Origin of the sequence: Plantactinospora sp. WMMB782 (genome assembly GCF_049179135.1) — a bacterium.
In the GTDB taxonomy this organism is placed as follows: Bacteria; Actinomycetota; Actinomycetes; order Mycobacteriales; family Micromonosporaceae; genus Plantactinospora.
Window position 1 is genome coordinate 5,838,433 of sequence record NZ_JBMHMC010000007.1, and the last position, 21,722, is coordinate 5,860,154.

The 21,722-nt window shown below is 72.2% G+C and carries 17 protein-coding genes; 4 read left to right on the top strand and 13 right to left on the bottom strand.

Translation table 11 applies throughout. From position 1 onward, the window contains the following. Nucleotides 1–297 precede the first annotated feature (297 nt). The 5 genes from ACN28A_RS28090 to ACN28A_RS28110 form a co-directional block, all read right to left on the bottom strand. Nucleotides 298–1,557 carry a hypothetical protein gene (locus ACN28A_RS28090; RefSeq protein WP_421399982.1) on the bottom strand — a complete coding sequence of 420 codons (1,260 nt, stop codon included), beginning with the start codon at nt 1,555–1,557 and terminating at the stop codon, nt 298–300. Next, nucleotides 1,554–2,534, bottom strand: coding sequence for a carbohydrate ABC transporter permease (locus ACN28A_RS28095; RefSeq protein WP_421399985.1), 981 nt, complete (start codon nt 2,532–2,534; stop codon nt 1,554–1,556). The genes ACN28A_RS28090 and ACN28A_RS28095 overlap by 4 nt, the downstream gene beginning before the upstream one ends. Nucleotides 2,535–2,557: 23 nt before the next feature. Continuing rightward, nucleotides 2,558–3,529 (bottom strand): carbohydrate ABC transporter permease, encoded by a 972-nt coding sequence (locus ACN28A_RS28100; protein ID WP_421399988.1) that lies wholly within the window; start codon nt 3,527–3,529, stop codon nt 2,558–2,560. A 251-nt stretch (nt 3,530–3,780) separates the two neighbouring features. Then, nucleotides 3,781–5,100, bottom strand: coding sequence for an ABC transporter substrate-binding protein (locus tag ACN28A_RS28105; protein ID WP_421399990.1), 1,320 nt, complete (start codon nt 5,098–5,100; stop codon nt 3,781–3,783). 171 nt (nt 5,101–5,271) lie between these two features. Continuing rightward, nucleotides 5,272–6,183 carry an AraC family transcriptional regulator gene (locus tag ACN28A_RS28110; protein WP_421399992.1) on the bottom strand — a complete coding sequence of 304 codons (912 nt, stop codon included), beginning with the start codon at nt 6,181–6,183 and terminating at the stop codon, nt 5,272–5,274. Nucleotides 6,184–6,292: 109 nt separating this feature from the next. On the opposite strand from ACN28A_RS28110, the gene ACN28A_RS28115 reads away from it, so the two are divergent. Then, complete coding sequence (locus ACN28A_RS28115; RefSeq protein ID WP_421399995.1) at nt 6,293–7,330, top strand: LacI family DNA-binding transcriptional regulator; 1,038 nt, start codon at nt 6,293–6,295, stop codon at nt 7,328–7,330. A gap of 165 nt (nt 7,331–7,495) precedes the next feature. On the opposite strand, the gene ACN28A_RS28120 is transcribed toward ACN28A_RS28115, so the two are convergent. From ACN28A_RS28120 to ACN28A_RS28140, 5 genes are all read right to left on the bottom strand, one after another. Further along, on the bottom strand, nt 7,496–8,443 hold the full coding sequence (locus tag ACN28A_RS28120) for a zinc-binding dehydrogenase (RefSeq protein ID WP_421399998.1): 948 nt from the start codon (nt 8,441–8,443) through the stop codon (nt 7,496–7,498). Between the two features lie 17 nt (nt 8,444–8,460). Further along, nucleotides 8,461–10,581 carry a hypothetical protein gene (locus tag ACN28A_RS28125; protein ID WP_421400000.1) on the bottom strand — a complete coding sequence of 707 codons (2,121 nt, stop codon included), beginning with the start codon at nt 10,579–10,581 and terminating at the stop codon, nt 8,461–8,463. Nucleotides 10,582–10,620: 39 nt separating this feature from the next. Next, complete coding sequence (locus tag ACN28A_RS28130) at nt 10,621–11,541, bottom strand: sugar phosphate isomerase/epimerase family protein (protein WP_421400002.1); 921 nt, start codon at nt 11,539–11,541, stop codon at nt 10,621–10,623. After that, entirely contained in the window at nt 11,538–12,275 is a 738-nt protein-coding gene (locus tag ACN28A_RS28135; protein ID WP_421400003.1) for a phytanoyl-CoA dioxygenase family protein, read from the bottom strand. The genes ACN28A_RS28130 and ACN28A_RS28135 overlap by 4 nt, the downstream gene beginning before the upstream one ends. A 109-nt stretch (nt 12,276–12,384) precedes the next feature. Beyond that, nucleotides 12,385–13,479, bottom strand: coding sequence for a Gfo/Idh/MocA family protein (locus tag ACN28A_RS28140; RefSeq protein WP_421400005.1), 1,095 nt, complete (start codon nt 13,477–13,479; stop codon nt 12,385–12,387). Between the two features lie 204 nt (nt 13,480–13,683). Here ACN28A_RS28140 and ACN28A_RS28145 point away from each other — a divergent pair, with 204 nt between their 5' ends. Next, on the top strand, nt 13,684–14,931 hold the full coding sequence (locus ACN28A_RS28145; RefSeq protein ID WP_421400006.1) for an endo-1,4-beta-xylanase: 1,248 nt from the start codon (nt 13,684–13,686) through the stop codon (nt 14,929–14,931). A 222-nt stretch (nt 14,932–15,153) separates the two neighbouring features. On the opposite strand, the gene ACN28A_RS28150 is transcribed toward ACN28A_RS28145, so the two are convergent. The 3 genes from ACN28A_RS28150 to ACN28A_RS28160 all read right to left on the bottom strand — a co-directional run bounded on the left by ACN28A_RS28150 (nt 15,154) and on the right by ACN28A_RS28160 (nt 17,957). Next, entirely contained in the window at nt 15,154–16,098 is a 945-nt protein-coding gene (locus ACN28A_RS28150) for a nucleoside hydrolase (RefSeq protein ID WP_421400008.1), read from the bottom strand. Between the two features lie 42 nt (nt 16,099–16,140). Beyond that, a complete protein-coding gene (locus tag ACN28A_RS28155) occupies nt 16,141–17,346 on the bottom strand; it encodes a hypothetical protein (protein ID WP_421400010.1) in 1,206 nt (401 codons plus the stop codon). A 101-nt stretch (nt 17,347–17,447) separates the two neighbouring features. Then, nucleotides 17,448–17,957, bottom strand: a complete 510-nt coding sequence (locus ACN28A_RS28160; protein WP_421400012.1) for a hypothetical protein — start codon at nt 17,955–17,957, stop codon at nt 17,448–17,450. A gap of 205 nt (nt 17,958–18,162) precedes the next feature. Here ACN28A_RS28160 and ACN28A_RS28165 point away from each other — a divergent pair, with 205 nt between their 5' ends. After that, nucleotides 18,163–18,549 (top strand): VOC family protein, encoded by a 387-nt coding sequence (locus tag ACN28A_RS28165; RefSeq protein ID WP_278061140.1) that lies wholly within the window; start codon nt 18,163–18,165, stop codon nt 18,547–18,549. A 199-nt stretch (nt 18,550–18,748) separates the two neighbouring features. After that, nucleotides 18,749–21,664, top strand: coding sequence for an AfsR/SARP family transcriptional regulator (locus tag ACN28A_RS28170; protein ID WP_421400014.1), 2,916 nt, complete (start codon nt 18,749–18,751; stop codon nt 21,662–21,664). Nucleotides 21,665–21,722: the final 58 nt, after the last annotated feature.

A 21,722-nucleotide genomic window follows, 5' to 3' on the forward strand; every position in this document is an offset into this window, starting at 1 on the left:
CTCCCTTCTCGTACGACGTCCGCACGGCGTCGAGGCGACGCGGCAGCGGCGTGCCTACTTGTATGCGTTATGTTGACTACAGTATGCAATCCCGCCTCGCGCTGACAAGCCTGTCCCGCCGGAACGAGGGCACCCGGCAACCGGGGCCCGATGCCCCGCCGACGCGCGCCGCGCGGAGGTCGCCGGCTACGCGGCAAGTCCAAGATTCTTGGAGAGTTATGGTTCGCAGCGCGCCACAACTCTCCAAGAATCTTGGGACTTGCTTCGAGCGTCAGGGGACGCGGAGCCGTTCCGGGGTCAGGTCGACGTGCTGCGGGGGAGTGCCGGCGCGTGGTCGTTGACGTCCGGGCCGAAGAACTTGAAGACCACCAGGTCGTCGTCGCCGGTGTTCTCCACCGGGTGCGGTGCCGTGGCGGTGTCGTGCGCGACGAGCAACTCGTCCCGGTCGGCGTCGCCGCCGCGTACGTCGTGGCCGCAGTAGCGCCCGCTGCCGGACCAGACCAGGATCGAGTACACCCCGCGCTCGGTCGACAGGTGCGTCCGACCGGGCGGCACCACCAGCTTCTTCCCGCTGAACTTCGGCGTGTTGTAGAAGATCCACCACTCCCGGCCACCTGCACCCGCGCCGTCCGGCTCGACCGGGCGCGGCGGCAGGTGGTTGTTCTCGTAGAAGTACGGGTCGCCGTTGAGTTCCCACTCCACGAAGCCGAGCGGGAACCGCTCGCCGTGCGCCTGCCGATCTGCCGGCCGGACGTCCTTGTAGAGCAGCTCCTTGGAGATGATCCGGCCGGCGTTGAGCGCCTGGAACATGGCGAAGACGTCCGAGTCCTCCTGGAGTTCCACCGTCAGCGCGGTGCCGGGCGCGTGCAGCACCCCGGACGGCACCGAAAACCCGTCGTCCGGCACCTGGAGGTCGGCCCGTGCGTGCCGCAGGATCAGGTCGCTGTCCCAGTCGACCAGGTAGGGCAGCAGCACCTCGTAGGCCCGCTCCCGGACGATCCACGGGTGCACCCCGAAGAACGTCTCCGGGTGCGGACCGGGCTCCACCCCGGCCGGGAAGTAGTACGCCTCGTCCTTGGACCGCCGCCCGACCAGCTCGGCGAAGCGCTGCGGCGGATGGATGTGGTACGGGATCCGGGCGCCGTAGTCGAGCAGCTTGGCGAGCCGGCCGAGCCCGTGCGGGTGGCTGGCCGCATATGTCGCACCAAGCACGGCGGCCGGGGCGGCGCGTACCGCGTCGCGCAGCGTCACCCGGGCCCGCCCGTCCCGGTCGACGACCTGCCCGAGTCCCTCGTCCGGCGGGCCGATCCGGTTGTCGGCCCGGGTGGTCGAGCCGAGCCAGCGTTCGCAGACGAAGCCCCGCTCCCCGAGGTCGTACGCCTGCTCCGGCAGCCCCAGCCGGCGGCCCGGCGGCACCAGGTCGCGGGCGACGAACGCCGGCCCGAGCCGGAGCACCCCGTTGCCCTCGTTCAGCAGCTCCTCGACCAGCGCCCGGGTCGACGCGTCGGTTCCCGCCCCGATCCCCGCCTCGGCCGGCCCGCTGTCGTTTCCGGTCATCCCTTGAGTCCGCTCATCGATATGCCCTGGATGAACCGGCGTTGGAACACCAGGAAGGTGACGATCATCGGAAGGGTGGCGACGACCGAGCCGGCCATCAGCAGGTTCCAGGATGTCCGATTTTTCACCACGAAGAGGGCCAAACCCAGCGGAGCGGTGTACTTGTCCGAGCTGGAGATGACGATCAGCGGCCAGAGGAAGTCCTCCCAGGCGTAGGTGAAGGTGAAGATCGCGGTGGCGGCCAGGGCCGGCCCGCAGAGCGGCAGCACCACCCGCCAGAAGACCCGGAACTCGCCGGCCCCGTCGATCCGGGCCGCGTCCAGCAACTCGTCCGGGATCGAGAGCATGTACTGCCGCAGCAGGAAGATCCCGAACGCGCTCACCGCACCGGGCAGGATCAGCCCCCAGTACGAGTCGAGCCAGCCGTGCCCGCCGTTGCCGAGCGCGTCGTTGCCGCCGAAGAACGGGATGTGCTTGAGCACGAGATAGTTCGGGATCAGCGTGACCTGCGGCGGCACCATCATGGTGGCCAGGAAGAGCAGGAAGATCGCGTCCCGGCCGGGAAACTTCCGCTTCGCGAAGGTGTACGCGGCCAGCGAGTTGAAGAACAGTTGCAGCACCGTCACCGAGGTGGCCACGAAGGCGCTGTTCAGGAACCACCGCCAGGCCCCCTCGCTGCCCTGGGCCAGCTCGCCGGCCTTGCCGATGCCGAAGAAGCCCCGGTAGCCGTCCAGGGTCGGGTTCTCCGGTATCCACTGCGGCGGCCAGGAGAAGATGTCGCCGACGTGCTGGAACGAGGCGCTGACCAGCCAGGCGAACGGTGCGACGAAGAGGATCGCGCCGGGCACCAGCAGGAGGTAGCAGACGGCGAGCCAGGCCCGGCGCCGCAGGGTGGGCCGGCGGGCCGCTCCCCGGTCGGCCGGTGGCCCGCTCGGGTCGGTCAGGGTGTCCGGGGCGTCCGGCACTGTCGCGGTCACGGCGGCTCCTCGGTTCGGGCTGCTCACAGGTCCGCCTTCCGGTAGAGCCGGAGCTGGATCGCCGTGAAGACCAGCAGGAGTACGAACAGCCCGTAGGCGAGGGTGCTGGCGTACCCCATCTCGTAGAACTTGAAGGCGGCCTCGTAGATGTAGTAGACCATCGTGGTGGTCCGGTTGACCGGGCCGCCGCCGGTCATGATGTAGATCTGGGTGAAGACCTGGAACGAGCCGATGATCCCCATCACCATCAGGAAGAGCGTCGACGGGGCCAGCATCGGCAGGGTGACGTAGCGGAGCCGGGCCCACGGGCCGGCGCCGTCGATCCGGGCCGACTCGTAGAGTTCGTTCGGGATGGCCTGCAACGCCGCCAGGTAGACCACCATCGAGAAGCCGACGCTGGCCCAGACGCTCATCAGCACCACGGCCGGCATCGCGAGGTTCTTGTCGGAGAGCCAGACCAGCGGTTCGCGGATCAGGTGCGTCTTGAGCAGATAGAAGTTGATCGGGCCGAAGTCGCCGTTGTAGAGCCACTTCCAGACGATTGCCGCCACCACGAACGGGGTGATGTTGGGCAGGAAGTAGAGCGTGCGCAACAGTCCGCGACCCCGGATCGGCTGGTTGAGCAGCAGCGCGACGCCGAGCCCGACGGCCATGCCGAGCGGCACCGACGCACCGGTGAAGTAGGCGGTGTTGATGATCGAACGGCGGAAGTCCTCGTCCTGCACCATGTCGCGGTAGTTCTGCAACCCGACGAAGGGCTTCGCCGGCTCCAGGATGTTCCACTCCCGGAACGTCAGGTAGAACGCGAAGCCGAGCGCGAAGACGGTGAAGACCGAGAAGAGGATCAGGCCGGGGGCCAGGAAGGCGTACGCCGACCGCTCCCGCCAGGCCAGTCGGAACCTGCCCCGTACGCCACGCCAGCGCCGCCCCGGGCCGGGTGCCGGTCGCCGGCTGCCGCCGTCCCGCTCCGGGGCCGGGCTCCGGGATGCGGTCACCGCCGCCATGCTGTCGCCACCACCATTCGTCGTTCGCCTCCTGCCCTACGCCGCTGCGCTGCGGCTCTCCGCCCCCGGTGCGGTCCGCACCGCCGGAAACCCCGGATGCGGTCCGCAGGGCCGCCGACTCGGCGGCGCCCTGCTCACCGTCGTCGCACCGTGTACGGATCCGCACGGTCGGGAACCCGGGTTCGGTCCGCACCGCCGGGAAGCCGGGCCGGCCGCGCCTGTGGCGGCCGGCCCGGGTGTGCCTACCTGATGATCTTCTCGGCTTCCGCCGCTGCCGCGTCGAGTGCCTGGTCGGCGCTCTGCTCGCCGTACATCGCCTTGGCGAGCTGCTCGTTCAGGGCCTCCTCGATCTTCGGCCAGTCGGGGTTGGCGACGACGTTGCTGACCCCGCACGGCATGGCCTCGGCGAAGCCCTTCAACACCGGCTTGGTCGCCACCAGGTCGGGCGACTCCAGCAGGCTGTTGATCGGCGGCAGGGTGGTGCCGTCCTCGGACTTGTAGGTCCACTGCGCGACGTTGTCCGGCTTGGAGAGGAACTCGATGAACTTCCAGGCGGCGTCGCTGTTCCTGCTCTGGCTGAAGATGACAAGCGCGTCACCGGCGATGGTGGTGCCGCAGCCGGCCGAGCCCTTCGGCAGCGGCGCGGTGGCCCACTTGCCGTCGATCGCCGGGAACTCGTCGGCGAGGGTGCCGGCGAACCACGAGCCGGCGACGTACATCCCGACCTGGCCGTTGGCGAACGCCTGCCGGCCGTCGTAGGAGTTGGAGTTGAGGTAGTCCTTGGGGGCGTACTTCGCCAGGTTGACGTAGAACTCGGCGGCCTTCTTCGCCTCCGGCTTGGCGAACAGCACCTCCTTGCCGTCGTCGGAGAGCAGCTTGCCGCCGCTCTGCCAGAGCCAGGGGTACCAGTAGTACGCCGCCTCGGGGGAGCTGGCGAACATGGCGTGCCCGTAGGTCCGCTTCGCCGGGTCGGTCAGCGCCTTCGCCGCCGCCTCGTACTGCTCCCAGGTGGTCGGCGGGCCGCTCAGGCCGGCGGCGGCGAACATGTCGGTCCGGTAGAACAGCGCGGTCGACTCACCGTCGAAGGGCAGCCCGTACATGCTGTCCTGGTAGGTGGTGAAGGTCCGGAACGCCGGTACGTAGGCGTCGGCCTTCACGATCTCGCTGCGCCGCAGGTAGTTGTCGAGGTTCACCAGCGCCTTGCGGGAGGCGAAGTTGGCCGTGGTGCTGGCGTCGATGAAGGCGACGTCCGGCGGGTTGCCCCCGGCGATCTGCGCGGTGAGCTTCTCGTTCGCCTCCTCGGCGGGTACGTTCTGAAGTTCGATCTTGATGTTGGGGTGTTCGGTCTGGAACTGCTGGATCAGCTTCTTCATCTCCGGCTGCTCGCCGACCCAGGAGGCGAACGAGATGGTGACCGGCGCGGTGGGCTCGGGGACCGGCCCCTCGCCGGCACCCTGGTCTGTCGAGGACGAACCGCCGCCGGAACAGCCGGCCAGGACCGAGGCCGCGGTGGCAGCCGCCGCGACCGCCGCCAGGAACCTGCGGGGCGAGCGATGCTTCATCGGATCAGCTCCCTATGTCGTTACCGCCAATGTGGTGGGATCACGGCCGTACCTAGGTGCAAAACGTTTGGCATACTGCGGCTAGGGTCATCCGCCCGGCCAGGGATGTCAAGAGTTCTCCGGTAACAAACGCAACAGGCCGGTAATCGGCGGTTCACCTGCCGGCGCAGGTCAGCCCAGCCCGGACGCTCCCGGTCCGCCCGTCGCTTCCGGTCCGGACGACGCCGACGGCTCCGGGGTACGCCCGGCGGACGGCGGCTGGCCGTACCGGCGCCGGTAGGCCCGGCCGAAGTGCGACGGGCTGTTGAAGCCGGCGGCGTGGCAGATCTCGGTCACCCCGAGACCGGTCGAGGCGAGCAGCGAGCGGGCGAACCGCAGCCGACGGGTCTGCAGGTAGCTCTGGAAGGACACCCCGACCACCTGGCCGAACCGCTCGCTGAAGTAGTTCGGCGACAGGTGCACGTACGCCGCCACCTCGGCCAGGGTGAGCGGCTCCCGGAACCGCCGCTCGACGTACCGCACCGCCCGCCGGATGTCGCCGCCCGGATCCGACCCGCCCGGCACCGGTTCCCGCGTGGAGGTCGCCGGGTCGGCGCAGCGCCGGGCCAGTTCGATCAGGATGCACCCGAGCACGGCGTCGGCAAGCGCCTCGGCGCCGGGCAGCCGGCCGGCGGACTCCCGCCAGAGCCGGTCGAAGTCCGGGCCGAACGACGGGTCGTCGAGCAGCCAGGGCGGGCCGGCGGCCCCGGACGGGGTGGGCAGCGCCCGATCCAGCCAGCGCTCCGCGACGTCCGGCTCGACCACGACGTTGTAGCAGGTCAGCGGGGCTTGGCCGGCAACGTGCAACTCGTGGAAGTCGGTCGGGGTGAGCAGGAAGACCCCGCCGGGCCGCAGTGTCCGGGGCACCCCGTTGACCACGTGCCGCGCGGTGCCGGAAAGGACGTACCCGAGTTCGTAGTAGTCGTGCCAGTGCGCCGGCACGCTGCGCAGCTCCGGGCGCATCACCCGGACCCGGGAACCGTCGGCGACCAGCCCCTCGGCGACCAGCCCGTCGATCATGTACCGGTCGAGCAGCCGGGTCATCGCGGTTCCTCCGTCCGGTCGCGGTTCCTCCGTCCGGCCCCGCAGGCAAACGTTTTGCTACCGTACGGACCGACACCGCAGCGGTCAACGACGCGAGAGGGCGAGGTCGATGTCCGAGACGCGCCCGCCGGCATCCGGCTCCGACGAGACCCGGGTGACCCTGGTGCAGGTGGCCAAGCTGGCCGGGGTCAGCCCGACGACCGTCTCACACGTGCTCTCCGGCAAGCGTTGGGTCGCCGAGGCCACCCAGGAGACCGTCCGGCAGGTCATCCGGCAGCTCGGCTACCGCCCCAACAACGTGGCCCGGAGCCTGCGAACCCGGCGGTCCCGGATGGTCGCGGTGGTCGTACCGGACATCACCAACCCGTTCTACGCGGTGCTCACCCGGGGGCTCGCCGACGCGGTGGACGGCGCCGGCTACGGCAGCTACGTCTGCAACACCGACGGCGTGCCGGAACGCGAGGACGCCTTCCTGGCCGACGTGCTCGACCGGGGGGTGGACGGCGTGGTGATGGCGGCCGGCGACGTCACCGCGCAGGTGCGTACCGGACCGGGCGGCCTCGGCGTGCCGATCGTCTGCGTGGGCGGCGCCCTCGACGACGACCCGCACGTCGACCTGGTCACCCCGGACGACGGGATCGGCTCGCACGCCGCCGTCTGCCACCTGATCCGGCGCGGCGCCCGCCGGATCGGCATGATCGAGGGACCGGAGGCGACCGGTTCGGCCCGGGACGAGGGATACCGGCGGGCACTGCACGAGCACGGCCTGGCGGTCGAGCCGGAGCTGACGGTGCGCGGCGACTGGACCCGGCCGGGCGGCCGGGCCGCCATGCAGCGGCTGCTGGCGCTGCCGCCGCAGCGGTGCCCGGACGCGGTCTTCTGCGCCAACGACATGACCGCGATCGGCGCCATCGACGCCGTGCACGAGCGCGGCCTGACGGTGCCGGACGACGTCGCCGTGGTCGGCTTCGACGACGTCGACGCGGCCACCATCGTCAACCCGCCGCTGACCACGGTGCGCAACCCGGCGTACCAGACCGGGCAGAGCGCCGGGGAACTGCTGCTCAGCCGGATGACCGGCGAGTACACCGGCGAGGGCCGGACCATCGTGCTGCCCTGCCCCCTCGTGGTCCGGCAGTCCGGCTGAGCCCGGCCACACCCTGCCCCTGGCGGTCCGGCAGCCCGGCCACGCCCTGCCCGCCGGGGCGCGGCAGCCCGGCCACGCCCTGACCGCCGGGGCGCGGCAGCCCGGCCACGCCCTGCCCGCCGGGGCCCGGCAGCCCGGCCACGCCGCCGTGCGTCGGCCGGGTCCTCAGTCGAAGGTGATCGTCGCCTTGGCGAAGCCCGGTGGCTTGTCCCGGGCGGCCCGGAAGGCCGCGTCGATCTCCGTCAGCGGGAACCGGTGCGTGACCAGGGGGCGCAGCGACACCGCCCCGGAGACCAGCAGCCGCATCCCGACGGTCATCCCGCGCATGATGGTGGCCAGCTCCCGGTAGTGCGCGTTGACGATGCCGAACGCCATCCAGTTCCAGTACGCCAGGTCGATCTGCCGGGGCCGGCCCTGGTGGAAGCCGACAAGCACGATCCGGCCGCTCATCCGGGTCACCTGGCCGACCGTGTCCAGCGCCGCCTGCCCGCCGGTGCACTCGAAGGTCAGGTCGGCACCCCGGCCGCCGGTCAGCTCGCCGACCACCTCGGCCAGCGACTCGTGCCGGACGTCCACCACCCGGGTCGCGCCGAGCGCCCGGGCCCGGTCCAGGGCGTCCGGACGGGTGTCGGCGACCACCAGCTGCCGGACCCCGCGCAGCCGGACCAGCGACTGCACCAGGTTGCCCATGAAGCCGGCACCGATCAGCACCACGTCGTCGCCGAGCCGCACGTCGGCCTCCTCCACCGCGTTCACCGCGCAGGCCAGCGGTTCGGCGAGCACCTCGGCGAGGGGTACCTCGCCGGCCGGCCGGCAGTGCACGGCCTTCGCCGCCACGAACTCGGCGAAGCCGTGCGAGGTGACCCAGACCCCGACCGGGTCACCGACGGCGAACGAGTCCACCTCGGCGCCCACCGCCTCGACCGTGCCGCTCACCTCGTGCCCGAGATGACGGGGCTTGTCGACCGGCGGGTCACCGGCCCAGGTGGCGAGTTCCGACGCGCAGACCCCGCTGCCCCGGACCCGGACCAGCACCTCGTCCGGGCCGATCTCCGGCGGCGGCACCTCGGCGATCTCGAACCGTTCCGGACCGGTCAACACCGCGATCCGCATCCGGCACCTCCTTCCACTCAGCCCGCGTCCGGGCCGGCCGTGAAGACCACGACGGCGTACGGGCCGAGCGCGTCGAGCCGCACCGCGTGGTAGCCGTCGTCGTCGATCCGTACCTCGACCGGGGTGACCGGGCCGGCGCAGTCGTACGCGGTGGCGTGCGGCAGCCGCTCGGGCAGGCGTACCCGCAGGTCGAGGTCGGCGACCGGGCGTACCCGGTCCTCGTCGGCCCGGTAGTCGTAGTTGACCAGGTGGACGGCGGCCGACCCGTCCGGCAGTGCGGCGATGTTCGCCGCGACCGAACCGGTGCCGCCGGGCGCGGCGAGTTCCACCTGCCGGCCGTGCGGCAGCAGCGTCGCCAGGTCGTCCGGGGCCGAGTCGACAAGCCCGGGATGGTCGAGCAGGGCCGCCCGATCGGCGGCGCCGAGGTTGTCGCCGACCCCGCCGGTCCGGACCACCCGGCCGCCGCCGTCCAGGTAGCCGCGCACCGCCGCGAGCTGGGCCGGGGTCAGGTGGGTGCAGGACGGCAGCAGCACCGTGGCGTAGCGCCGCAGGTCGTCGGCGGTGACCCGGTCCGGCGCCGTCCGGTCGTCGGGAAAGAGCAGCACGTCGAAGGGTACGGCGGCACCGGCCAGCGCCGAGGTCACCTCCCGGTACGGCACCCGCACGCTGTCGTCGGTGGCGTTGCGCAGGTTGTCCCCGATGTCGGCCCGGGCGACCAGGTCCCGGTTGCTCTCCACGCTGTAGACCACCGCCACCTCGTTGCGGCTGCCCCGGGCGAAGAGCCGCTCGTGGTCGGCGAGGAACGCCTGGATCTCGGTGGCCAGCCCGTGCGGGGCGTAGAACGAGTCCTCGATCGTGGCACCCATCCAGGAGCCGTACGGCACCGCCATGTTCACCCCGAACGCCGCCGCCTCGTAGCAGGACAGCCGCAGCAGGTCGTGGCCCCGGCCGTTGCGGAGCAGCTCGACCAGCTCCGGCACCACCCCGCCGTACGGGTTCTCCACCACTATGACGTCCTTGTCCCCGGCGAAACCGGCGACGTAGCGGTACCACTCCGGCTGCCGGTGCGTGGTGTTCCGCATCTCGGTGACGATCACGTCGACGTCGTCGGCCAGCCCGAGGTACTGCGGGTCCATGTTGAAGAAGTTGCCGGAGACCAGCACCTGGCGCCCCCGGCTGGCGGCGTACTCCCGGGCGTGTGCGGCCAGCTCGCCGAAGTGCCGCCGGATCGCGTCGCACTGGTAGCGGTGGTACGCCCCGAACAGCGGGGTGGCGTCGTGCCGCTCGGTGAAGTCGTAGCCGCGTTCCAGCAGCCAGTCGCCGTAGTGGAAGGTGGTCAGGTCGACCCCGTCCAGCAGCGGGTCGCGCTGCTCCGGCGGCAGCGCCGCCAGGTAGGCCCGGAAGCCCTTCATGCAGTCCTTGCAGAAACAGCCGCCGTACTGGAGCGAGCCGAGCGGCAGCTCCGTCTCGTCGAGCTGCACCCCGTCCACCCCGGCGTCGATCTGGATCCGGATCACCGCCTTGAGGTACTCCCGCCAGACCGGGTTGTTCCGGTCCATGTAGAAGCACTGGTGTTCGCGGTCCGGGCACTCGACCCAGCGGGCGTGCAGGGCGGTCTGCCGGATGTCCCGGGCGCAGCACTCCTCGATCAGGTCGGTGACCGGCTCGCCGTCGCTGTTGACCAGCCCGCCGGGGAAGTAGTGCTCGATCGGCTTCCACAGCTTCGGGTAGCGGTTCCGGCCGAACTCGCGCAGCCCGAGCCAGTCCCGGTGGCCGACCCCGCGCAACTCGTTGAGAGCCAGGATCTCGTCCTCGCCGGCCGAGAGTTCGACCGGGAACTCCCAGCCCTGCGCCTCGAAGACGATCCCGAAGACCTTGATCCCGCGGGCCTGGGCGGCGGCGATGAACTCGCTGTCGTTGACGAAGCCGTAGAACCGGGCCCGGGGCTCGACCGGGCCGAACGCCTCCTGTTCCAGATAGGGCAACGAGATCGAGCCGCCGCCGAGCGAGGCCCAGACCAGGGTGGTGGCCCGGTAGTCGACCAGGTCGTCGATCATCCGCAGCCGCCGGGGCGGCAGGCTGGGGTGGTAGCAGTGCTGTCGGGGGAACCAGGCGTCGAAGTACACGCCACGTTGCATGCCTGGGGCTCCTTGCGGTGGTGGGGTGGACGAGGGGGGTCAGGCGACGAGCAGCGGGTTGAGGGTGCGTTCGGCGATCACCAGGCCCTGCCGGACCCGCTCCGGCGAGCCGGACCAGACCGGGTCCTCGTGCTCCACCGAGACGAAACCGGCGTACCCGCCCTCGTAGAGCAGGTCGACCAGCCGGCGCCAGTCCACCTCGCCGAGGCCGGGTACCCGGTAGCGCCACCAGCCGCTGCTCCACGGCGACGGCTTGTCGACGAGCTGGCCGAAGACCCCGAACCGGTTCCGGGCGGCGGCGTCGACCTGCACGTCCTTGGCCTGCACGTGCCGGACCAGGTCGAGGTGCCCGCGCAGCGCCGCCAGCGGGTCGATGCCGAGCCAGACCAGGTGGGACGGGTCGAAGTTGAGGAACAGGCCGAGCCCGCCCAGCCAGTCCCACAGCTCCGGCGAGTACGCCAGGTTCGCCGGGTACCCGTCGGGATGCCAGCCCTCCATCGGGCAGTTCTCCACCACCAGCCGTACGCCCCGGTCGGCGGCGTACGCCACCAGGGGCGGCAGCACCTGCTCGCCGAGTCGCAGGTTCTCGGTCACCGTCCGGGTGACGTCCCGGCCGACGAAGGTGCCGACGTGTTCGCAGCCGAGCAGGGCGGCGGCGTCCACGCAGCGGCGCAGGTGCCGGTGGACCCGGTCCCGGGTGGCCGGGTCGGCGTGCAGGTTGTTCTCGTAGTACGCCACCGCCGAGACGGTCAGGCCGTGCCCGTCGAGCAGGGCGCCTACCCGGTCCGCCTCGGCCCGGTCGAAGCGGGCCAGGTCGAGGTGGCTGGCCTGCCACGGCCGGTCCGGCTCGGCCGGCCAGGCGGCCACCTCCAGCCCCCGGTAGCCGTGCCCGGCCGCCCACCCGGCGACCGCGTCCAGCGGTTCGCCGGGCAGGCAGGCGGTGAGCAGGCCGAGTCTCACCGGGGGTCCGGCTGGTAGGTGTTGCCGGCGCTGTCCCGGCCCCGGGCCAGCCAGATCTGCCAGCCCTCGTTCTCCGGCACCGGCAGCACCTTCACCGAGGCCGGGAAGTACCGCATGGTGTAGCCGGTCCGGCGTACGTCGCTGGTGTTCGGCCGGGCGCCGTGGATGATCCGCCCGTCGTGCAGCGAGCACTGCCCGCGTTCCAGCTCGAAGTAGACGGCCCGGTCCTCGTCCACCCCGGGGATCTCGGCGTGGAAGGTCTGCACCGTCTTGTCCGTCGGGACGTAGTCGGAGAAGCCGCCGCCGTCGTGGCTGCCCGGGATCACCCGCATGCAGCCGTTCTCCCGGTTGCTCGGGCCGAGCGCCAGCCAGACGGTGACGATCCGGTCGTACTCGCTGAGCCGGCCGTTCCAGTACGCGCTGTCCTCGTGCCACGGGGTGGCCCGGCCGACCCGCGGGTCCTTGGAGATGAAGTGGCTGGTCCAGAGCGCGATGTCCGGCCCGACCAGCGGCTCGACCAGGTCCAGCACCTCGTTCGAGAGCAGGAAGTCCAGCAGTCGCGGGTCGCGGAAGTGCGGGGTGTCCAGCTCGTCGGAGAGCTTGTCGCCCTTGTCGGCGAGGTGTTCGTGGAAGATCTGTTCGAGGGTGTCGAGCTTCTCGGCGGAGAAGAGCTGATCCCGGTTGAGGTAATAGCCGTTGGTCCGGTAGAACTCGACGTCCTGCGGGGTGAGCACTGGGACACCTCCTGTTGCCCTGGTGGTGGTCGGGTTCGACGCTAGGCGAGTGGCCGTCGGCGGCGCGGCGACTATCCCCGGCGGGACTCGACCTATCTTCGGTTCTGGGTCAGCTCCCGGTGTCGGGCTGCTTCGCCATCACCCGGATCAGCTCGGCGAACAGTTCCAGGTCCTCGACGAAGTCCTCCGGCCCGGTCTTCGGATGCCCGCCGTTGGTGACGATCTCGTGGAAGTACTCCAGCTCGTGCGTGTAGGGGTCCTTCAGGTGCGGCCGGGAGACCGAGCGGTGCAGCCCGTCGCCCCGGGTCTCCTCCACCACCAGGGTGGTGGGGAAGTGCCGGACGTACGGGGTGTCGTACTGCACCCGCATCGTCGCCTGCTCGCCGTACACCTCGAGGTGCGCGTCGAACCGGAGCTGGGAGTCGACACCGGTCTCGTAGCTGACCAGGAAGTCGTCGTACTCCAGCAGGGCGGCCAGGAAGCGGCCGTCCCGCCACTGCCGGGCGGCGGCCACCCCGCGCGGCCGGCCGAGCAGTTCGCGCATCGCCGACAGGTCGTGGCTGCCCAACCCGCAGAGCAGCCGGTACGCTCCGGCCAGCACGTCGGGGACCTCGCCCAGCGCGTCCGCGACCAGCGCCCGCCCCCTGGCCCAGCGGGCCTCGACGGCTGACCGGGGGATGTCGGTCGGGCGGTCCACGAAGACCGTCTGGTCGATGATCAGCTGGTTGCGGCCGATGATGTCGTGCACCCGGGCGTAGTTGATCCGGCCCAGTTCGCCGATCCGGCGGGTCGCCTCGACGAACGCCGGGGCGAACCGGCGCATGTAGCCGACCATCACGCGGGCGCCGGAGCGGTCCCGGGCCGCCATGATCGCCTCGGCCTCACGGAGGCTGAGGCACATCGGCTTCTCCACCAGCACGTGCACGCCCCGGTCCAGCGCCGCGACCACCGCCTCGGCGTGGTACTCGTCGCTGTTGAGCACGAGTACGCAGTCCAGGTCGTCGCGGTCGAGCATCTCGGTGAAGTCGGCGTGCCGGTGCGGCACGGGTATGCCGTACCCGCCGCCGACCCGGTCGAGCAGGCCGGGGGAGATGTCGCAGACGGCGGTCACCTCGTAGAGCGCGGGCAGGGACCGCAGGACCGGGAGGTGGACGACCTGGGCCACCTCGCCGAGCCCGATCACCCCCAGGGAAAGCCGACTCACACTGGACCCCTCTCGGTCATGCAAAACGTTTGGCTAACCGGCCGCCGGCAGCGTAACCGGTGCCAAACGAGCCGGGCAACAGCTCCGGTGCCGATCTCCCGCTGCTCTCTTGCCGCCGGTGCGGGCCGGTCGTAGGCTCCCTGCCACACGTCGACAAAACGTTTTGCAACTCCCGTGGCACCGTTCCTACGAGGAGGCAATCCCGTGCACGACACCACACCGCCCCGCCGCTCCCTCTCCCGCCGCTCCCTGCTGCTCGGCGCGGCCGGCGCCGCCGGCCTGGCCGGCGGCGCCCTCGGCAGCGCCGGCCCGGCCGCCGCCGGAACCGCCGGCCGGACCCGGCCGGACCCGCCCGGCCAGCCGCGGCCCGGCGCGCCCCGCCCGCCGCTGTGGAAACTCGCCAGGCCCAACGGGCTCGCCTTCGGCACCTCGCTGGCGACCTGGCACATGCCGGACACCCCCTACCTCGACCTGGTCGGCCGGGAGGCGACCCTGCTCTTCACCGAGGACGACCTGCTCTGGTACCGGCTCAAGCCGACCCCGGACGCCGAACTCGACTTCAGCTACGCCGACCAGATCATCGAGTACGCCGAGAGCCAGCGGATGCGGATCTTCGGCGCGCACCTGGTCTGGGACGAGGGCTTCGGCGACGGCTGGACCGAGGACGACCTCTGGGGGCTCACCGAACGGCAGGCCCGGGACCTGCTCTTCGGCACCGCCGAGGCGGTGGTCCGGCGTTACCGTGGCCGGGTCGACGCCTGGAGCGTGGCCAACGAGGTGACCAGCCCGGAAGGCCGACGCGGATTCCGCACCGACGTACCGTGGTGGCAGAGCATCGGCCCGTCCTACGTCGCCGAGGCGTTCCACGTCGCGCACCAGGCCGACCCGGCGGCGCTGCTGGTACTCAACGAGTTCGGCTTCGAGACCGTCAACGAGTACGGCGACGAACCCGGACCCCGGCGCCGGGCCACCCTCCAGGTGATCGACGAACTGCTCGCCGACGGGGTGCCGGTACACGCCCTCGGAGTGCAGGCACACCTGCTCGCCGACCGGTTCACCGACCGCTTCGCGGCCCGCGCCTACCTGAACTGGTTCTCCGAGGTGGCCGACCGGGGACTGGAGATCCTGATCACCGAACTGGACGTACTCGACGACGGCCTGCCCGCCGACGTGGCCGTCCGGGACGCGGCGGTCGCCGACGTATACCGGCGCTACCTCGACGTGGCGCTCTCGCACCCGGCGGTGAAGGCGGTGATGGCGTTCGGGCTCACCGACCGCTACACCTGGCTGGAGGAGGACTACCCGCGCGAGGACGGCGCCGCCCGTCGGCCGCTCGCCTTCGACGACGAACTCGTCCGCAAGCCCGCCTACCGGGCCATCGCGAACAAGCTCGAATCGGCGCCCCGGCGCCGGCCCCTCTGGGCGCTACCGGCTGATTCACAGTCGGCCTGATTCACAGTCGGCCTGATTGCCGTCGGCCCGGTCTGCCGGTGTGCTCCGTCTGTGGGGGCGCACACCGGCAGGGCAGGGCAAGTTCCGTTCGGGCGTGATACCACCCAGCCATCTGATGACAGGGCGGTATCACGCTCGTCGGGCATATGCCTGCCGGCGGGCTGACCGGTCCGACCGGACCGAATGGCCCGACCGGGACCGGACCCGATGGGCCGGCTTCGCTCAGCGGACCCGGTCGACGACCTCGAAGTAGTGCGCCAGAGCCTCCTCCGGGCGGACGTCGACGGCGACCTCGTGCCCGCCGGGCCCGGGAGACGCCCCCTCGCCGTCACCACCACCGCCACCGCCACCACCGCGGTCGCCACCGCCGTCCAACGGACGGAAGATGGTGCTGCCGGCCGCCGGACCGGCGTCGACGTCGACGGTCACCTGGCCCGGTGCGAAGGTGCAGAGCGACGGTGCGAAGAGCGTCGCCGCGGCCAGCGGGTCGTGGAAGGTGACCTCGGGCCGCTGCGCGAACCAGGAGGCCGCCATGTCGGCCACCGGCCGCAGCAGCGGGTTCGCGCAGCGCTCCAGGAAGGCTCCGGCGTCCATCCGTACCCGGGTGGTGACGTCGAGGCCGATCGAGCGGTGCACCGGTACGGCCGTGCGGTAGACCCGGGCGGCCGCGTACGGGTCGCAGTGGATGTTCCACTCCGGACCCGGTACGGCGCCGAACGCGCCACCCATCAGCACCAGCGAGCGCAACAGGGCCGGGATCTGCGGGTCCACCGCGAAGAGCAGGGCCACGTTCGTCAGCGGCCCGATCGCCAGCAGGGTCACCTCGCCCGGATGGGCGCGGATCGTCTGCCGCAGGAACTCCACCGCCGCACCGGCTTCGAAGGACGTCTCGTGGTCCCACCGGGCCAGGGCGGCGGCCTGCGGCGGCGGCCCCTGCACCGGCGGGCTGGCCAGTGGTTCGGCGGCCCCGGGCAGGATCGGCACGTCCCGGCCGGCAGCCCGGCAGAGCACACTGGCCAGCGCCGCCCGGGACTCCGGTTCGGCGGTGACGGTGGTGATGCCGAGCAGGTCGCAGCGCGGCTGCGCCAGCAGGTACGCGAGGCAGACGGCATCGTCGATGTCGTTGCCGATGTCGGTGTCCAACAGGACGAGCTGGTCTTCGGCCATGGCCGGTCCATTATCCACTTCGACGGGCCGTTTCCACAGCCGTCATCGCAGGCTGGAGCCGGTCACGCTCGGGTTGTGGGCGCCGAGGAAGAAGATGCCGGGGAACCCCCGGGTCTCGAAGCCGTCGCTGCGGTTGCGGCGCAGCGTCGAGGACTCGATCCGCATGGTCCCGGTCCGGTCGTTGCTGACGAAGAAGACCGCGCCGCCGCCCTCGTTGGCCCGGTTGTCCTGCACGACGCTGCCGGCGATCGTCACGGTGAACCGGTTGCCGTCGGCGTACACGGCTCCGCCGCTGCCGCCGCCGGGCGTACCGGACCGGGCCGGGTTGGCGCCCCGGCCGACCGCCCGGTTGTGGCTCAGCACGCTGTTGAGCACCACCCAGGAGACTCCGATGCTGCTCAGCGCGCCACCGTTGGCGCAGCTGCCGCCCTGCCCGGCGGCACCGCCGAAGGTGCTGTTCACGACGTACACCGGAAGTCCCCGGTGCTGGCTGAGCACCCGGATCGCCGCGCCGCCCAGGTCCGGGCCGGTCTGGTCGCAGCGGTTCCGGACGAACCGCGAGTTGACCACCTTGAACCGTCCGCCCCGGACGAAGATCGCGCCGCCACCGCCGCCCTCGGCCCGCTGCCCGGTGGAGTTGCCGTCGGCGAAGACGAGGTTCTGCACGGTGAGCTGTGGATGGTCCTGGTCCTGGCAGTGCGAGGTGGTCCAGCCCTGCGCCTGGTCGCAGGTGTTCATGTAGAGGATCCGGCGCTTGCCGCCGCCGCTGAGGGTGACCCGGCCGCCGCCGTCGAGCACGATCCGGGGACCGGTCGAGTTACGGAGCTTCGCGGTCGCCTTCATCGTGATGGTCACCGGAGCGGGGCCGCAGGAGAAGGTGATCACGCCGCCCTTGGCGACCGCCGCGACCACCGCCTCCGAGGTGCAGCTCGCCGGCGTACCGGTGCCGATCACCCGGCTCGGCTTCGAGGTGTCCACCGCGCGGGCCTCGGCCGGGACGGCGGCCCGCCCGTTCGGGTTGCCGGGTCGGGGCAACGCCGCCGGTGCCCGGGACGGGGCGGACGGCTTCGGGCTGGCCGACGGGCTCGCCGGGGTGGACGGTGGCGGGGTCGCCGCGCCGCTGCCGGCGGCGGCCGGAGCCCACTGCGGCTCGGCCGGCCGGTCGTCCGCCGGAGAGCCGCAGCCGGCCAGCCCGGCGACCGCCACCAGCACGCTTCCCAGCAGCGCGGACGTGATCCTGGTACGCACCGGCAGATCGTAGGCGCCCACCCCGGCCCGACCGAGCCCGGACCGGTCGGCTTAAGGAACTCTTCACCACCCGGGCTCGGGGTGGTCCGCTGGGCGACCGGTCAGGCGGTCGGGAAGCCGTATCGGGTGGCGTGCTCCGGGTCGGCCGGGTCGATCTGCCGGAGCCCCTGGTCGGCGAGGCGCTTGTTGACCTCGTCGAGGTGCTCGCGCACCAGTCGGGCCTCCTCCTCGGTGACCCTGCCCCGGTGCGGCCGGCCGGCGTGCTCCAGGGTGCCGTAGTCGATTCGCTCCCGGCTGGCCTTGGCCGGGCGTACCCGCTCGGCGGTCCGCAGCAGTTGGGCCATCGGCACGTCGGTGGCGAGCGCGTCGAACTCGCTGGCGGTGAGCACCACCCGACGCGGCGCCTCGCCGGGCCGGCCGTCGTGGATCTCCACCACGGCCACGTCGAGTGCCGCGTCGTCGATGCTCTCCACCTCGGTCGGCTCGGCTTCGAGCTGCACCGGCCCGGCGACCAGGTCGGGGTGGTCGAGCACCACGATCCGGACCACCTGGTCGGCGGAGTGGACCACCTTGCCGCTGAAGTCGGAGACGTGAACCGTCCGCTTACCCATGCCTGTGCGTTCTCCTGTCCGGGCGGGGCCGCCGACGCCCCACTGATCGGTGGGCGGCGGCCAGGAACAGAAATTACCGGACAGGTGTGCGAACCACCCGGTTGGGGCCGGGGTGTGTCGACCCCCGCCGGCGTCGACCGGGAATATCTTTACTCCGTACGGTGTACAATGTAAGGAATTCAAGTACACCGTCAGGGAGCCACTTGTGAAGATCACCTCCTCCGCCGTCTCGTTGAACGTGGCGGACGTCACCGCCTCCAGCAGTTTCCTCGTCACCCACTTCGGGTTCCGCGAGGCGATGGCCGCCGACGGCTTCGCCTCGCTGACCAGGGACGACGTCGGGATGAACGTCGTCTTCCTCCGGCAGGGCCTGCCGACGCTGCCGGCCGACCAGCGCGACGACCACGCCCGCGGGCTGATCCTGGCCTTCGTCGTCGAGGACCTGGAGGGCGAACTCGCCCGTCTCCAGGCCGAGGGCGTCACCATCACGATGCCGCTCACCGTCGAGGAGTGGGGCGAGCGGGCCTTCCAGGTGCGCGACCCCAACGGCGTCATCGTGCAGTTGGTCGACTGGAACGGCGCCGGGCAGTAGTCCGCGCCGCGACGACGGCCCGCCGGCACACCCGCCGGCGGGCCGTCCGCATCGGAGGGCACCTCGGACCTACCCGACGGAAACCGCCGTTGGTCCGATAGGCACATCAACCGACGCTGATTAAGTTCGACGGCAGTCGGCCGCCGCACCGATCACCTTGCGCGCGGCGGCAACGGTGGACGGACGGCGGGGGGCGCTGGTGCGGATTCAGCTGCTCGGTCCGGTGCGGGCCTGGCGCGACGGTGAACCGCTCGACCTGGGGCCTTCGGCCCGACGGGTGGTGCTCAGCCTGCTGGCGCTGGCCGGCGGCAAGCCACTGCTGCGCGCCGAACTGATGAGCGGCCTCTGGTACGACCGGGAGCCGCCGACCAGCGCGGCGAACGTGATCCAGACCCACGTCAAACACCTGCGCCGGCTGCTGGAACCGGAGCGGCGGCCCCGGGACCGGGGCAACGTGCTCCGGCTTGTCGGCGACGGCTACGCGCTGCACCTGCCGGACGCCGGGCTGGACGTCACACGGTTCCGGCAGCGGATCGGCACGGCCGCGACCGCACAGCGGTGCGGGCAGCTCGACCGGGCGGCGGAACTGCTCGGCGAGGCACTGGCGCTGTGGCACGGTCCACCACTGGCCGACATCCCGACCCTGGCCAGCCACCCGAAGGTGGTCGCGCTGGCCGGCGAACGGCAGGCGGCCCTCGGCCGGTACGGCGAGGTGATGATCGCCGCCGGCCGTCCCGCCGAGGGACTGCCGATCCTGGCCGAGGCGGCGGTCGCCGCACCGCTGGACGAGGCGGCACACGCCCGGCTGATCCGGGCGTACCACGCGGCCGGGCGGCGGGGGCAGGCGTTCGCCGCGTACCACGAGGTGCGCCGGCGGCTCGCCGACGACCTGGCCGTGGTGCCCGGCCCGGAACTGGCGGCCGCACACGCCGCGCTGCTGCACGACGAGGAGGCGGGCGCCCGGCCGTACCGCCCGGAGAGCGTGACCGTGACCGCCACGCGGAGCGCGGCCACCCGGGCCGGGCTGACTCCGGGCGCCAGGCCGGCGCAGCTTCCGGCGGACCTGGTCGAGTTCGCCGGCCGGACGACCGAGTTGGCCCGGCTCGACGGGCTGCTGGACCGGGCGACCCGGCCACCGGGACCGGCCGCCACGGTGGTCGCCGCGGTCTCCGGCACGGCCGGCGTCGGCAAGACCACCCTGGCGGTGCACTGGGCGCACCGGGTGGCGCACCGGTTCCCCGACGGCCAGCTCTACGTCAACCTGCGCGGCTTCGACCCGGCCGGCCCGGCGGTGGAGCCGGCCGAGGCGGTGCGGCAGTTCCTCGACGCGCTCGGAGTTCCCGCCGAACGGATCCCGACCGACCTCGACGCCCAGGCCGCGCTCTACCGCAGCCAGATGTTCCACCGCCGGATGCTGGTGCTGCTGGACAACGCCCGGGACGCCGCCCAGCTCCGCCCGTTGCTGCCCGGCGGCCCCGGCTGCCTGGTCCTGGTCACCAGCCGGGCCCGGCTGGCCGACCTGGTCGCGATCGAGGGCGCCGGTCCGGTGCCGGTCGGTCCGTTGCCGGCCCGGGAGGCCCGGGAACTGCTGCTGCGGCGGATCGGCGGGGAGCGGGCCGGCGACGAACCGCAGGCGGTGGCCGAGATCCTGGCCCGGTGCGCCGGGCTGCCGCTGGCGCTGGCGATCGTGGCCGCCCGGGTCGCCACCGACCCGGACCTCTCGCTGGCCGACCTCGCCGACCAGCTGCGCCGGGGCGCCGACCGGCTCGACGCGCTGAGCACCGGTGACCCGACCACCGACCTGCGGGCGGTCTTCTCCTGGTCGTACCGCTCGCTCCGCCCCGCCGCCGCCCGACTGTTCCGGCTGATCGGCCTGCACCCGGGCCCGGACCTGACGGCCGCCGCCGCGGCGAGTCTCGCCGGCCGGCCACCCGCCGAGGTACGCGAGACGCTTGCCGAACTGACCCGCGCGAACCTGCTCGGGCAGCGCTCCGACGGCCGGTACACCCCGCACGACCTGCTGCGGGCGTACGCGGCCGAGATGGCCGAGCGGACCGACTCGGAGCCGCGCCGCCGGGCCGCCGTGGACCGGTTGATCGACCACTACGTGCAGAGCGGCAACGCCGCCGACGAACTGCTGCGCACCGAACCGAGTCCCGTCCCGCCCGGCCGGCCGGGTCCCGGGGTGACCCCGGAACGTCCCGGCGAGCACCAGCGGGCACTGGACTGGTTCGCCGCCGAACGCGTCGTGCTGCTGACCGTGCTGGAGTACGCCGCCGGCACCGGACGCGACGCGCAGACCTGGCAGCTCGCCTGGGCGCTCGGCACCTACCTGGACCGCAGCAGCCACTGGTACGACCTGGTCGGCACCCAGCAGGCCGCGGTGGCCGCCGCCCGCCGGCTGGCCGACCGGACGGCGCAGGCCGTCGCGCACCGCTTCCTCGCCCGCGCGTACACCCGGCTGGCCCGGTTCGACGACGCCGACGCCCAGCTCCGGCACGCCCTGGCGCTCTACCGGGACGCCGGCGACCAGGCCGGGCAGGGCCACACCCACCTCAACCTGTCGCTGATGTGGGAGCGCCGGGGCGGACTCGCCGAGGCGCTGGACCACGCCCGGCAGGGGCTCGACCTGCTCCGGGACGCCGGCAACCGGCACGGGGAGGCGCGGGCGCTGAACGCGGTCGGCTGGTGCCAGACGCTGCTGGAGGACCACGCCTCGGCGCTCGTCTACTGCGAGCGGGCCCTCGGGCGGCTCCAGGAGCTCGACGACCGGAGTGGCCAGGCCAACACCTGGGGCAGCCTGGGGCGGATCCACCACCACCTCGGCGACCGGTCCCGGTCGCTGCGTTGCTACGACCACGCGCTGCGGCTGTTCCGGGCGATCGGCGACCGCCACCTGGAGGGCATCACGCTGTCGCACGTCGGCGACACCCACCACGCCTTCGGCGACCTGCGCGCCGCCGGGGACGTGTGGCGGGAGGCGTTGCAGGTACTGCACGAGGTGGACCACGTCGAGGCGGGCAGGGTACGCGGCAAGCTCGCCTCGCTCGACCAGCCGGCCCAGGTCGTCGGCACCGGAGTCGGTGCCGACGGCTCCGGCGCACGCCCCTGGTGACCGGGCGGCCAGGTCGCGACCCGGCGGCGTCCAGTCACCAGCGGCAGCGCACCAGGCG

Bases quoted from the DNA above. Each gene is read 5' to 3' on its own strand.
- ACN28A_RS28090 (WP_421399982.1), bottom strand. From the start codon at position 1,557: ATGACCGGAAACGACAGCGGGCCGGCCGAGGCGGGGATCGGGGCGGGA.
- ACN28A_RS28105 (WP_421399990.1), bottom strand. From the start codon at position 5,100: ATGAAGCATCGCTCGCCCCGCAGGTTCCTGGCGGCGGTCGCGGCGGCT.
- ACN28A_RS28110 (WP_421399992.1), bottom strand. From the start codon at position 6,183: ATGACCCGGCTGCTCGACCGGTACATGATCGACGGGCTGGTCGCCGAG.
- ACN28A_RS28115 (WP_421399995.1), top strand. From the start codon at position 6,293: ATGTCCGAGACGCGCCCGCCGGCATCCGGCTCCGACGAGACCCGGGTG.
- ACN28A_RS28120 (WP_421399998.1), bottom strand. From the start codon at position 8,443: ATGCGGATCGCGGTGTTGACCGGTCCGGAACGGTTCGAGATCGCCGAG.
- ACN28A_RS28125 (WP_421400000.1), bottom strand. From the start codon at position 10,581: ATGCAACGTGGCGTGTACTTCGACGCCTGGTTCCCCCGACAGCACTGC.
- ACN28A_RS28150 (WP_421400008.1), bottom strand. From the start codon at position 16,098: ATGGCCGAAGACCAGCTCGTCCTGTTGGACACCGACATCGGCAACGAC.
- ACN28A_RS28160 (WP_421400012.1), bottom strand. From the start codon at position 17,957: ATGGGTAAGCGGACGGTTCACGTCTCCGACTTCAGCGGCAAGGTGGTC.